General features: G+C 72.1%; 10 protein-coding genes. 5 read left to right on the forward strand and 5 right to left on the reverse strand.

All coding sequences use genetic code 11. The annotated features are described in order from the left end of the window. Positions 1-6: 6 nt before the first annotated feature. Positions 7-1944, reverse strand: a complete 1938-nt coding sequence (locus G3I78_RS38735; RefSeq protein ID WP_164433616.1) for a hypothetical protein — start codon at positions 1942-1944, stop codon at positions 7-9. Between the two features lie 171 nt (positions 1945-2115). Further along, positions 2116-3501 (reverse strand): transcriptional regulator, encoded by a 1386-nt coding sequence (locus tag G3I78_RS38740; protein ID WP_164433618.1) that lies wholly within the window; start codon positions 3499-3501, stop codon positions 2116-2118. Between the two features lie 446 nt (positions 3502-3947). Between G3I78_RS38740 and G3I78_RS38745 the strand changes: the two genes are divergently transcribed. The 3 genes from G3I78_RS38745 (at position 3948) to G3I78_RS38755 (ending at position 7105) form a co-directional block, all read left to right on the forward strand. Then, positions 3948-4610 (forward strand): bifunctional DNA primase/polymerase, encoded by a 663-nt coding sequence (locus tag G3I78_RS38745; RefSeq protein ID WP_164433620.1) that lies wholly within the window; start codon positions 3948-3950, stop codon positions 4608-4610. 135 nt (positions 4611-4745) lie between these two features. Continuing rightward, positions 4746-5513, forward strand: a complete 768-nt coding sequence (locus G3I78_RS38750) for an ABC transporter ATP-binding protein (RefSeq protein ID WP_164433622.1) — start codon at positions 4746-4748, stop codon at positions 5511-5513. Further along, positions 5510-7105 (forward strand): transporter, encoded by a 1596-nt coding sequence (locus G3I78_RS38755; RefSeq protein ID WP_164433624.1) that lies wholly within the window; start codon positions 5510-5512, stop codon positions 7103-7105. Before G3I78_RS38750 ends, G3I78_RS38755 begins: the two co-directional genes overlap by 4 nt. A gap of 233 nt (positions 7106-7338) precedes the next feature. Here G3I78_RS38755 and G3I78_RS38760 read toward each other — a convergent pair whose 3' ends face one another. After that, a complete protein-coding gene (locus G3I78_RS38760) occupies positions 7339-8241 on the reverse strand; it encodes an alpha/beta hydrolase (RefSeq protein WP_164433626.1) in 903 nt (300 codons plus the stop codon). A gap of 611 nt (positions 8242-8852) precedes the next feature. Next, positions 8853-9545, reverse strand: a complete 693-nt coding sequence (locus G3I78_RS38765; protein WP_164433628.1) for a metal-dependent transcriptional regulator — start codon at positions 9543-9545, stop codon at positions 8853-8855. Between the two features lie 207 nt (positions 9546-9752). Between G3I78_RS38765 and G3I78_RS38770 the strand changes: the two genes are divergently transcribed. Continuing rightward, the gene (locus tag G3I78_RS38770; protein WP_164433630.1) at positions 9753-10529 is read left to right on the forward strand and encodes an SIS domain-containing protein; all 777 of its coding nucleotides are present in this window, start codon (positions 9753-9755) and stop codon (positions 10527-10529) included. Between the two features lie 262 nt (positions 10530-10791). On the opposite strand, the gene iscB is transcribed toward G3I78_RS38770, so the two are convergent. Continuing rightward, positions 10792-12147, reverse strand: coding sequence for an RNA-guided endonuclease IscB (gene iscB, locus G3I78_RS38775; RefSeq protein WP_343243962.1), 1356 nt, complete (start codon positions 12145-12147; stop codon positions 10792-10794). 533 nt (positions 12148-12680) lie between these two features. Here iscB and G3I78_RS38780 point away from each other — a divergent pair. Next, positions 12681-13091 carry a GNAT family N-acetyltransferase gene (locus tag G3I78_RS38780; protein ID WP_164433754.1) on the forward strand — a complete coding sequence of 137 codons (411 nt, stop codon included), beginning with the start codon at positions 12681-12683 and terminating at the stop codon, positions 13089-13091. The last annotated feature ends 19 nt before the right edge of the window (positions 13092-13110 follow it).

Here is a 13110-nt window from a genome sequence, read left to right on the forward strand (position 1 = left end):
TACCGCCTACAGCTGGGTCGCCGAGCGCTCGGTCAGGCTGTACTTCTTGGCGATCGCGTTCCACAGCCGGGCCGCCTTGGCCTTCTCGGTGCTCGCGGTGCCGCTGTCGCGGTTGCCGGCCTGGGTCTGGCCGGTGGTGCGGGCCTGGCCCTTCTTGCAGCCCTTCCGGCCGGCCGCCTGGTCGGCCCAGGCCGCGTAGTGGTCGTCGGCGGACGCGGACGCCTGCCAGGCCTTGGTGAGGGCGTCCGTCAGCTCGGCGTGGTTCGGCAGCTGGTCCACGGAGATGCCCTTGAGGCGGGTCACCAGGCCGGTGCGCTGGGTCGCCGCCGAACGCAGGTCCGCGGCCGCCTGGCCGAGGTTCTTGCAGGACTTCACGTTCGCCACCGCGTTGATCACCGAGGAACGGCTGTTGCCGCTGTCGGCGAGCAGCTTGTCCAGCTCGGCGGCCTGCGTCTGCGCCGGGTCGGCGGACGGCGAGGCCGAACCGTCGGTCGCCGGGGCCGTCGCGGACACGGTCTGGTTCTTGTCGCCGCCGTCGTCGCCCCCGCCCCCGGCGAGCAGCGCGCCCGCGCCGATGCCGAGCACCACGATGCCGATGCCGACGGCCGCGATGACCGGCACCCGCGACTTGCGGCGACCGCCCCGCTCGTCGTCGTAGGCGTCACCGCCGGGCGGGACGTACGAGGGCTGCTGTGCGGCGTACGACGGCTGCTGCGCCCCGTACGGGGGCTGCTGGGCGCCGTACCCGGGCGGGGTCGCCTCGGGCTGGGCGAAGCGGGGCAGTTGCTGGGTGGCCCCGGCCGCGCTCTCGCCGCCGGCCGCGCCGCGGAAGAGGTTGTCGAAGTCGGAGGGCGGCTGCCGCTCCCCACCGTAGGGCGTGCCGGGGCCCTGGCCGGGGACGGGGGCGATGAACTGCGTGGCCTGGGCGTCGGGGTGGGCGTGCGGCGGGAGCGGGGCGCCGGGCGCCGCGCCCTGGGTGCCGTACGGGGCCTGGCCGAACTGGGCCGCCTGGGCGGACACCTCGGGCGGCAGCGCGCCGGGGCCGACGGGCGGCAGGAACTGGGTGGCGCCCTCCGAGGCCGCGGGGCCCGCGGGGACGGGCGGGATGAACTGCGTGGCCCCTTCGGAGGCCGCGGGACCGGCCGCGACCGGCGGGATGAACTGCGTGGCGCCCTCGTCGGCGGGCGGCAGGGGCGCGGAGGCGGGGGCGCCGGGGGCGCTCGCGGTGGGCGCGCCGGGTGCCGGCGTCGACGGGAGGGGCTGGCCGACGGGCGGCAGGTAGTACGACGTCGGCTCGTTGGAGTCGTAGCCCGTCGTCGGCTGCTGCGGGGCGCCGTAGGCCGTGACCTGGCCCTCCTGGGCGGGCAGCGGCTGGGACTGCGGGGCCGGGGCCGACGGGAGGGGCTGGCCGACCGGGGGGAGGTAGTAGGAGGTCGGCTCGTTGGTGTCGTAGCCCGGCGTCGGCTGCTGCGGGGCGCCGTAGGCCGCGATCTGGCCCTCCTGCGGGGGCAGCGGCTGCGACGGGGCTTCGGGCTGCGACTGGGGCGGTATGCCGCCGGGCTGCTGGGGGGTGCCCCAGGTCTGGGTGGCCGGCTGCGACCAGTCCTGGGCCTGACCGCCCTGGTTCTGGTCGGGGCCCCACGGGGTGCCCCAGGCCTGGCCGCCGGGCGGCTGGCTGTAGGCCGCGTCGGGCTGCGAGGGGCCGCCGTAGGAGCCCTGGGGGGTGTCCTGTCCGGACGGCCGGCCGCCGTAGCCCGGTTGCGGGCTGCCGTAGGCGGGTTGGGGGCTCTCGTAGGCGGGTTGAGGGCTCTCGTAGGGGGGTCGGGGACCGCCATATCCGCCCGTCTGTCCCGGCAGCAGGGGTTCCCCGCCGTCGGAGGGCAGCACGATGCCTTCGCGCGCTTCGCGCGCCGAGGGCTGGTCGCCCTGTCCACTCTGCGTCACCGGGACTCCTACTTATGGGGGAACTTCGGAATCGTCGGCTCACGCTACCGGGTCCCCCGAGCCCGGTGCCACGTAGCACAGGACGTGACCTGCGTCCCTGTGACCGCGGTAACAAATCCCGGGGGATCATGTGACAGTTCCGGGCTCCCGTCCGCTATACATGCCCTCCTTTCACGCGGCCGCCTGGAGTTCGAGACGGGCCCCGAACTCCCGGACCACCGGCTCGTCCCGGAACGGTTCGAGGCGCTGCTGGAAGTCGTCGAGGTACTCCGCGCCCCGGTTGGAGCGGAGGGTCTCCAGCAACTCCACCGCCTTGAGGCCGGTGTTGCAGGCCTGCTCGATCTCGCGCTGCTGCACCTGCGCGGTGGCCAGCAGGACGTAGCCGATGGCCCTGCGGCGGGCCTTGTTCTCCGGGAGCCCGTCCAGGGACTCCCGCGCGCACCGGGCCGCCGCGTCGGCCTGGCCGAGGTCGCGGTGGCAGTGGGCCAACTCGTCGGCGAGATAGGCCTCGTCGAAGTGCGCGATCCACGCCGGGTCGTCGCCGGCCGACGGATCGGCCGCCTCCAGCGCGCTCACCGCCCGCCCGGACGCCGCCTGGGTGGCCCGCGCGTCGCCCATGAGCGCGTGCCCCCGGGCCTCCGCCGCGTGGAACATCGCCTCCGCGCGCGGGGTCACGCGGCCCCGCGCCCCTTCCTGCGCCGCCCGCGCCAACTGGGCGATCTCCCGCGGGTTCCCGAGCTGCGCGGCGAGATGGCTCATGGACGCGGCGAGCACATAGCCGCCGTACCCGCGGTCGCCGGCCGCCTGCGCGAGCCGCAGCGCCTGGATGTAGTACCGCTGGGCCAGGCCCGGTTGGCCGGTGTCGACCGCCATGTACCCGGCGAGCTCGGTCAGTCGGGCCACCGCGGCGAACAGGTCCCGCCCGACCGCCTCCCGGTACGACCCGGCCAGCAGCCCGGAGACCACGCTGTTGAGGTAGTGCACGACGACCGGGCGCACATGCCCGCTGCCGTACTGGTGGTCGAGGTCCACGAGGGCCTGGGTCATCGCGCGGACGGCCGCCACGTCGGACTGGCCCACCCGGGGGCCCGCCGCCCGCGCCACCTGGGAGTCCGGCGAGGAGATCAGCCAGTCACGGCTCGGTTCGACCAGCGCGGACGCGGCGACGGACGAGCCGGACAGGAAGTCCCGGCGGCCCACGTCACTGCGCCACAGCTCACACACCTGCTCGATGGCGCCCAGTACCGTCGGCGAGAACTGGAGGCCGACGCCGGAGGCGAGGTTCTTGCCGTTGGCCATGCCGATCTCGTCGATCGTGACCGTACGGCCGAGTTTGCGCCCGAGGGCCTCCGCGATGATCGCGGGCGCCCGGCCCCGCGGCTGCTGTCCGCGCAGCCAGCGGGCCACCGACGTCTTGTCGTAGCGCAGGTCGAGGCCGTGCTCGGCACCGCACATGTTGACCCGGCGGGCCAGCCCGGCGTTCGAGCACCCCGCCTCCTGGATGAGCGCCTGCAGCCGTTCGTTCGGCTGCCGCGCGACGAGAGGCCTTGCGGCCATGGCGTACCCCCTGTGGCTGCGGTGCCTGCCCACGCACCGAGTTGACGTGTCTTCCACCGAAAAGTTCCGGCCGTGAAGATCAATGCCCCGAAGTCATGGCGAAAATGCGAGGCATGCGAGGATTGCCGGGGTAAAGGCGGTTGCCGTCCCCACACCTGGCTACCCAGCTCACGCGGATGTTCCTCCTGCGCGCCCCCACCCATGCATCCATGCGCCCCGGACGCGGAACCGGTGCGCTTCCCCCGCGCGCGGTCACCGGCGCCGGACGGGCCGCCTCCGCCCGCCGAACAGGCCCTGCGGCAACCGCAGTCGGGCCCTGGCGCAGTCCCGCGAGAGGGCTCGGACAGTGCTCCGGGCAGCGTAAGATCACAGGGCACTGGGCGTCGCGAGACACAAGTCGGTCCGGCGCCGGGACCTGGCCGTAACTCCAGGTGGGTGCGGGAGTTGTGTTGGGCGTGGAAGAGACGATCGCGGGCACCGAAGCCGCTCAGATTCCGAAGCAGCGCGGGGAATCGCTGCTGGAGACAGCCGTACGTTACGCCGAGGAGCGTCACTGGGACGTCTTCCCCGGCACCTGGCTGGAACCGGTCGAGGGGGTGCAGCGCTGCTCCTGCGGTGACGTCGCGTGCGCCGCCCCTGGGGCGCATCCCACCCGGGACGACTGGGCGACGCAGGCCACGGGCAGTGCGACCGTCGCGCGCCGGATGTGGTCCAAGCAGCCCGCGGCGTCGATCCTGTTGCCCACGGGGCGTACGTTCGACGCGATCTCCGTCGCCGAGACCGCCGGGTTCCTCGCGCTCGCGCGGATGGAGCGCATGGAGTTGACGCTGGGGCCCGTGACCCTGACGCCGGACCGCCGGATGCAGTTCTTCGTGCTGCCGGGCGCGTCGGTGAAGGTGCCGGATCTGGTGCGCAAGCTCGGGTGGGCCCCGTCGTCCCTCGACCTGGTCGCCCTCGGGGAGGGCGCGTACGTCGCCGCGCCACCCACTCGGTTCGGGTCGTCGGGGGCCGTTCAGTGGGCCTGCCGTCCCACGCCCGCGAACCGCTGGCTTCCGGACGCGGAGGAGTTGATCTCGCCGCTCGCCTACGCGTGCGGCCGGGATCGCTGATCAGGGCTTGCGCGGCGGCGGTCGTCCGTGCGGCTACGGTCGCCTGTCCGGTAGTGGTCGTCTGTGCGGCCGGGGTCGCCTGTCCGGCGGTAGCCGCTTATTGAGCGCGGCTCCGCGCGCCTAAGGTTGGCGTTCATGACGTCGGCTGTGAGTGTGCGTGGGCTCTGGAAGCGGTTCGGGCAGCAGGTTGCTGTTGCGGGGATCGATCTGGAGCTTCCCGCCGGGAAGTTCATCGGGCTCGTCGGGCCCAACGGGGCCGGGAAGACGACGACCCTCTCCATGGTGACCGGGCTGCTGCGGCCAGATCAGGGTTCCGTCTCGGTCGTCGGGCACGACGTGTGGCAGGACCCCGTGACCGTCAAGGCCCGGATCGGGGTGCTGCCCGAGGGGCTGCGGCTGTTCGAGCGGCTGTCGGGGCGTGAACTCCTCGCGTACTCCGGACGGTTGCGGGGCCTGCCCGGTGCCGAGGTCGACCGGCGGGCCTCGCAACTGCTCGACGTGCTGGACCTGGCGGGCGCCCAGCACAAGCTGGTCGTCGACTACTCGACCGGCATGCGCAAGAAGATCGGGCTCGCCGCCGCGCTGCTCCACAACCCCGAAGTGCTCTTCCTGGACGAGCCGTTCGAGGGCGTGGACCCCGTCTCCGCGCAGACCATCCGGGGCGTGCTGGAGCGCTACACCGCGTCCGGCGCCACCGTCGTCTTCTCCTCGCACGTGATGGAGCTCGTCGAGTCGCTGTGCGACTGGGTCGCCGTACTGGCCGCGGGCCGTATCCGCGCCCACGGGACGCTCGACGAGGTACGGGGCTCCGCCCCCTCGCTGCAACAGGCATTCCTCGAACTCGTGGGCGCGCAGGGGCGGGACGCCGGGTCCGACCTCGACTGGCTGGGCGGCAAGCGGTGACCGGGGACGTCGCGATCACCCCCGTCGTCGTACGGCTGAAGCTGTCGCTGCTGCGCAACGGCCTGCGCCAGTCCGGCGGACGGCGGGCCGCCTACGTCGCCTCGGCGATCGCCGTACTCCTCGTCTCCGTCCTCCAGCTGGTCGGACTCGTCGCGCTGCGCGGCAACGAACACGCCGGCTCCGTCGTCGTCCCGCTGGTCGCGGTGCTCGCGGCGGGCTGGGCGGTGATGCCGCTGTTCTTCCCCGGCGGCGACGAGACCCTCGACCCCACCCGCCTGGTGATGCTGCCGCTGCGGCCCCGGCCCCTGGTGGGGGCGCTGCTCGCGGCCTCGCTGGTCGGCATCGGGCCGGTGTTCACGCTCTGCATGCTCGCCGGGTCCGTCGTCGCGGTCGCGCACGGCGGGGCGGCGTACGTCTTCGCCGTGCTCGGTGTCGCGCTCGCGCTGCTGGTCTGCGTGGCCCTCGCGCGGACCGTCGCCGTCGCCAACATCCGGCTGCTGACCAGTCGCAAGGGCCGTGACCTCGCGGTGCTGAGCGGACTGGTCATCGCCGTCGGGGCGCAGGTCGTGAACTTCGGTGCGCAGCGGCTGGGTTCAGGCGGCCTCGGGCAGCTCGACGGAACGGCGGACGTGCTGAAGTGGGTGCCGCCCGCCTCGGCGATCGGCGCGGTGGACTCCGCGAGCGAGGGGTCGTACGGCATCGCGATCGCCCAACTCGCCCTGTCCGCACTCGCGTTGGCGGGGCTGCTGGCCCTCTGGTCCCGGCATCTGACCCGGCTGATGACCTCGCCCGACGGCTCCACGCTGCCCTCCGCCGACGGGGCCTCGCGGGAACGGAGTTCGACCGGACTCGCGCGCCTGCTGCCCGCCGGCCGCACCGGCACCGTGATGGAGCGCAGCCTGCGCTATGTGTGGCGCGACCCCAAGACCAAGGCCGCGTGGGTGACTTCGCTGGCGATCGGCCTGATCGTGCCGGTGTTCAACGCGGTGCAGGGCACCGGCTCGATCTACTTCTCCTGCTTCGCCGCCGGGATGCTCGGCGTGCAGATGTACAACCAGTTCGGGCAGGACACGTCCGCGTTCTGGATGGTCGCGATGACCATCTCCTCCACCCGGGACGCCTACGTCGAACTCCGCGCGCGGGCCCTGGCGTTGCTGGTGATCACCCTGCCGTACGCCACTCTCGTCACCGTCCTGACGACCGCGCTGATCGGCGACTGGCCGAAGCTGCCCGAGGTGCTCGGCATGTCGTTCGCGCTGCTCGGGGCGATGCTGGCGACCGGGGCGTGGACCTCGGCGCGCTTCCCGTACTCCATCCCGCAGGAGGGCTACAAGAACGTGGCCCCCGGCCAGTCGGGCCTGGCCCTCGCCGCCGTCGTCGGCGGAATGGTCTCGGCCGCGCTCCTCTGCGCGCCGGTGATCGCCCTGGCCATCTGGGCGAACGTCAGCGCGAACGGCGACGACTGGAGCTGGCTGCTGCTGCCCATCGGCGCGGTCTACGGCACGGTGATCACGTTCGCGGGGCTGCGACTGGCGGCACCGCGGACGGCTCGTCAGCTGCCGGAGATCCTGACGGCGGTGAGCAAGGGCTGAGGTCCGGTCGGGAGTTCGGACGGGGTGCGGGTGGGGGTGGGGGTGGGGCGCGGTTGGGCGGTCTGCGCAGGGGGGCGAGGCAGAGGTCGAAGCGGGGGGCCGGGGTTCCGAGGTCAAGGTCCGCACGGGGGCCGAGATCCAGGTCCGTGGGAGGCGAGACCCAGGTCCGCAGGCGCCGGTACTCACCCCCCGCGCTCAACCCCCGCGCTCAATCCCCGCCCCGGCCCGCCCCGTCACTCCCGCTCGAACCCCGCCAACCCGTCCAGGAACGGCTCTATGGCCGCCCGCCAGGCCTCCGGCTGGTCGTAGTGGACGAGGTGGCCCGCGTCCGCGACCTCCGCGTACTCGCCCCGTGGCAGGACGCGGACCATTTCCTGGGCCTCGGCTCGGCCAAGCTCGCCGTCGAGGCCGCGGACGACCAGGGTGGGGCACCTGACCTGGGCGAGTTCCTCCCAGTGGGCGTCGTAGACCCAGGTCTCTCGGGACTCCAGCATCTGCTCGGGGTCGAAGACGGGGCGCCAGCCGTCGGGGGACTCGGCCATCACCTCGGCGTAGAACTCGCCGCGGGCCGGGTTGGGCCGCTCCACCCAGGGGTCGTCCTCGCCGAACCACTTGCGGACGTCGGCGAGGGTGGCGAAGGGGACGGGCCAGGCCTTGAACCAGTCGCCCCATTCCCGCTGCGAGGCGGAGCCGAGTGCGGAGGCCCGCATGTCGCAGATGATCACCCCGCGCACCAGGTCGGGACGGCGGGCGGCGAGCTGCCAGGCGGTCAGGGCGCCCATGGCGTGGCCGATGAGGACGGTCGGGGCGAGGCCGAGCTGTTCGAGGGCCGCCTCGGCGTCCTCGACGTACGCGTCACGTGTGAAGGAGGCCCGAGGGGGCTTGTCGCTACGGCCGTGACCGCGCTGGTCGAGCGCGACGGCCCGGTACCGCTCGGAGAGCCAACGGGCGGTGGACGCCCAGTGCGAGGCGCGGCCCATCAGGCCGTGGAGTAACAGCACCCCGGGTGATCGTTTCTCCGGGACCTCGGGAGCCTCCGGCGGCTCCCCCACCGAATCCGTCTTGGGAGGATCACCGAACTCCCAGGCCACGAGACGTACGCCGCCCGCCCCGGTCACGTCGATGCGCCGCGCCATTGGCACCCCCCTAGCTCCGCTCGGACCGCTCGCTCCCGCGCGAGCCGGCCGGCCGTGTGCACCGTGTCCTGACTGCTGTGCCTGTTCCGTCCTGTCCGTGCCCGTCTTGTCCGTGCCTGCCCTGTCAGTCGCCGCTCGCCGTGTCGCACATCTCTTCAGCGCACGTCCTGTGCGCCCCGTCACCCGTAGACTATCGAATACGTATTCGAAAATCGGGTCTCGCGCGGCAACACCCCTCGTTCGAGTGACCTCGCTCAAGGAATGATCGCCGCAGTCGAGGGGAGACCTTCAGCGGGAGGCGGACCGCTCGGGGAAATCGGTCCGAAGGGGATGACCTTGAGAGCTCGGGGCTCCAGGTCAGCACAGGGGAGGACCGGCCCCGGCACCGAAAGGTGCCGGGGCCATCCACATGTCTACGGCACATCCGCCCGCCCCCTCAGGTCATATGCCTCACGCGACAGCCTTGCACGGGAAGCGTCGAAGCGCTGCGATTCCGCACAGTGAATCTTGGCTCCACCGGCCCCGGGGAACACCACAACCACCCCACGGGACCCGGGACTTGAGACCCTGCGCGTCCCCCGCGCGCGCCCGCTCGCCCCGCCCGCGACCGCTCAGCGCTTGGCGACGAACACGTGCGACGCGACGTCGGACTCCAGCTCCGCCGCCTCGCCGCCGCTGCCCACCAGCACCCCGCCGGCCGACTCCGTCACGCTCACCACCGAACCGGGCTGCACACCCGCGCGGCGCAGCGTGTACATCAGCTGCGCGTCCGTCTGGATCGGCTCGCCGATGCGGCGCACCACGACCGTCTTGCCGTCGAGACCCGGGTCGAGGTCGGCCAGCGACACCATGCCCTCGTCGAGGAAGGGGTCCGCGCCGTCCTTCTCACCCAGCTCCTCCAGGCCCGGGATCGGGTTGCCGTACGGCGACTCGGTGGGGTGGCGCAGCAGCTCCAGGACGCGGCGCTCCACCGCCTCGCTCATCACGTGCTCCCAGCGACACGCCTCCGCGTGGACCTGCTCCCACTCCAGGCCGATCACGTCGACCAGCAGGCACTCGGCGAGGCGGTGCTTGCGCATCACGCGCGTCGCCAGCCGGCGGCCCTCGTCGGTCAGCTCCAGGTGGCGGTCGCTCGCGACGGACACCAGTCCGTCACGCTCCATCCGGGCCACGGTCTGGCTGACCGTCGGTCCGCTCTGGTCCAGCCGCTCGGCGATCCGGGCGCGCATGGGGACCACACCTTCCTCCTCCAGCTCGAGGATGGTGCGGAGATACATCTCCGTGGTGTCGATCAGTCCGGACATACGTGCCCCTTGATGAGATCTGCCGGAAGCACGACAGCTTCCCGGCGCGTGCGCTGGCCCTGACGTCAATTCTGCCGGATACCACTGACAAGCGTGCCGCGCCGTGGAAACAGGGCGGTTACGACCGGGCTCGCGGCCGTATTGACATCCCACTGGTCCAGACCGCACGGTGATCCGCGACACCGCGACGAAGGGGTTGGATACCGCATGGGCGAGACGGGGTCCGGGAAGAACGACGGCAAGCTGTCCGAGCAGTTCTTCGACGCCGCGATCGGACTGCTGCGGCGGGCCCGCGACGAGGAGGCCGAGTCCGTCGCGGCGGCCGGTGAGCTCCTCGCCGACACCGTCGCCGCCGGGGGCCGCCTCTTCGCCTTCGGCGCCGGGCACTCCTCGCTGGCCGCGCAGGACATCGTCTACCGGGCCGGCGGACTCGCCCTGATGAACCTGCTGACCGTGCCCGGGGTGGTGGGCGTCGACGTCATGCCGGCCACGCTGGGCTCCGCCCTGGAGCGCGTGGACGGCCTCGCGAGCGCGGTCCTGAGCTGCTCACCGCTCCGCGCGGGCGACGCCCTCGTGATCATCTCCCTCTCCGGCCGCAACGCCCTCCCCGTCGAGATGGCCCTGACCGCACGCTCCCTGGGCGTCAAGGTCATCGGCGTCACCTCGCTCGCCTACACGACGTCGACCGAGCCCCGCCACAGCTCCGGCACCTTCCTCAAGGACCACTGCGACGTCGTCCTCGACTCCAAGATCCCCGTCGGCGACGCGGAACTCTCCCTCGACACCGTCCCGGCCCCCTTCGCCCCCGCCTCCACGGTGCTGACCTCGGCCCTGCTCCAGGCGGTCATGGCCACGGCGGCCGGCGCACTCGCCGACCGGGGCATCGAGCCGCCCCTGCTGCGCTCGGGAAACGTGGACGGCGGGCTGGAGTGGAACGACCGGGTCTTCGAGGAGTACGGGGACCGCATCTTCTACCGGCACTAGGCCCACACACGCAGGCGACCCGCGAGCTCTGGTCCCTCCACCTTGCGGAGAGGGGCCGGCCGGACGTTACCGGCGAGCTCGCGGGTCGGGTGACTGCGTTGAATTGGCCGGCTGCGTACATCTCGTGCACGCGGGTCCGGCACCGCACTCGGTGGGTGACGGGCGCTAGCCCGCAGCCACCTCCGACGTCCGGTGTGCATACATGCTCCGAACCACCTCCTCTCCTCGGTAGGAGACACACTAGGAACCGGTCGGTCACGGCTCAACCGGTTTTTCGAGACGGTGAGGGCCAACCTCCTTCGAGCCGGAAGTCGTATCCGTAACCGTCGCCCCGTTGCACCAGCCGCAGACTCCGGTACGAGACATCGATCCGCCCCTCCGGCGTGGTGAGGCTGTGTCGTCCGGTGGCTCGGACCGAGACGCGGCCCGTCCATGCGCCGGCCCACTTTCCGGCAGGCACGACGGCCCGGACGAGATCGCCGGTGCTGTATCCGAAGTGACGCTTGACCCGCGCGCGCCGCAGGCGTGGGAAGCCGAACCGGTCGGGAGTGGTGCGCGCGTACGAGCCGCGCCCGGTGGCCTTGACGACCAGCACCCGGTCCGGAAGTCGCACGATCACGTCACCGCGCTCGGGCTCCATGCCCCCGACGCACAGCGCGTCCACCGTGTGGGTCTTGTGCAGCCCCGCGGTCTCGCGGTTCCACTGTGTCCGCGCGCCGGACCAGGTATGCACCGGCCGGCCGAGGGTCCTCAGCGACTCCATGAGCCGCCAACGGGTCGCGTTCATCGCGGCGGCGTCGTTGAGTGGCGTCCTGGCCTGCCGGAGGATCCGCGCAAGACGGTCGGGGCGGTCGGCGAGGAAGATCTGGACGGGCAGGGCGCCCTTGGCCCTGTTGCAGGGAACGCAGGCCAGGACAAGGTTGGAAATACGGTCCGAGCCCCCTCTGCTGCGAGGGCTGAGGTGCTCGACGTTCAGAGGCACCCCGGTGGCCCCGCAGTAGGCGCAGGCGTTCTTCCACCTGGAGTGCAGGTAGGCGCGGACTTCGAGTCCGGCGAGAGTGCCCTGCTGGTACTCCACGTCGGTGAGGGGCCTGCCCGCGCTCATGGAGTGGACGTCGAAAGCCGTGCTTTCCACGTGGATCTCGGTGACGGGCGCGTAGCGGCACAGGCGAGCGGCCACGGCGTATGTGGTGTCGACGCGGTGACGCAGGGAGGGTGGCAGCCATCCCGCCGGGCGGGACCGGTTGTCCGGGCGAGGCGCTCGGTAGCGGCGGTCGGCGGACCGGCGTCTGTGCCGGTAGCCCGCGCGCTGCCTCATGCACAGCCGGATCTGCTCGCCACGATGTCGGAGTTCGACCGAGATCAGCCCTCGTCTGACGGTGAACGTGCCTCCCTGCCCGCCGGTCTCCGGCTTCTGGTCCATGAGGGCGAGGCCGGTCCCCTTGGAGCCCGGATCGATGCGCAGGTGCACGCCGTCGACTTCCGATGCGGCGAGCGTGCGGTCCTTCAGACGAATGACGAAGGGCACTTGGCGGGCGACCACCGCCCTTCCCCTGCTCAGGAGTTCGCGGGCGCGGGCGGGGTGACAGGGCATGAGGGGCCGCCCGTCCTTGGAGATGACGAAGACCTGGCCTTCTCCGACGCCTCCCGCGTACGACTGATCGTGCGGAGGAGCGTCACCGCTCCAGCTCTCTGCCGCGTGCGCTGCCGTGGCAACGCCCTTGGCGTGACGCCGACGGACGCCGGTGCAGTGCCCATCGGTCTCCCCTCGCTCATGTTCCCTGCCGGCGCCCCGCACGGCGGCGGGGTGTCCGTGAGCCGTTTCGTCCCTGCTCCCAGGGGTGTCTGCTCCCACGGATTCCAGAGCGGGCTGCTGAGGAAGCACAGCCAGGTGGGTCTGCTCGCCTACAGGAAACGTAGTCATCAAGGGCACCTCCTTGATCCTCGGATCGTGATGACTGGAGCTGGTCAGCCGACGACCACGCGGTCGGGGAGCGACTGAGCCGATCTTGCCGCTATGGATCCGGCCTCCGCGATCACCCGGTAGCTTCCTGTTCATGACACGGATGCGGCCGTTCGTCGAGGTCGGGTGTGGGAGGGGAAGGGGGGACCGTGACTGATCTGCGGATCGAAACCGTCGTAGGCGACGCCATGGCCGAGCAGTGGCGCCACGTGCACAACGTGATCGTGCCGCCCGCTGCCATGGGGCCGGAGGACGTGCGGGAGCGGGTGGGGCGGTATCGGCTGGAGAACGCCTATCTCGGGGAGATGTTGGTGGGGTGTTCGACTGTCCGGCCGCCGGTGGGGGACGACGCTGTGGCGACCGTCATCGCGCGGGTGCTGCCCGAGTTCCGGGGGCGAGGTTTCGGGGCGGCTCTGTACGAGAAGGGTCTTGATCACGCGCGCGTGCTCGGTGCCAGGGTGATCGAGACATGTGTGCTGGCCGTCAACGAGGACGGGACGCGGTTCGCGCGGGCGCGCGGGTTCGTCGAGGTCGACCGGTATGTGCTGGACGGCGGGAGCGACGAGTGGATCGATCTGCGGCTGGCGCCCGACGGGTGAGCCTCTTAGGGGGATTCGG

The organism is Streptomyces sp. SID13726, from assembly GCF_010548375.1.
GTDB lineage: Bacteria > Actinomycetota > Actinomycetes > Streptomycetales > Streptomycetaceae > Streptomyces.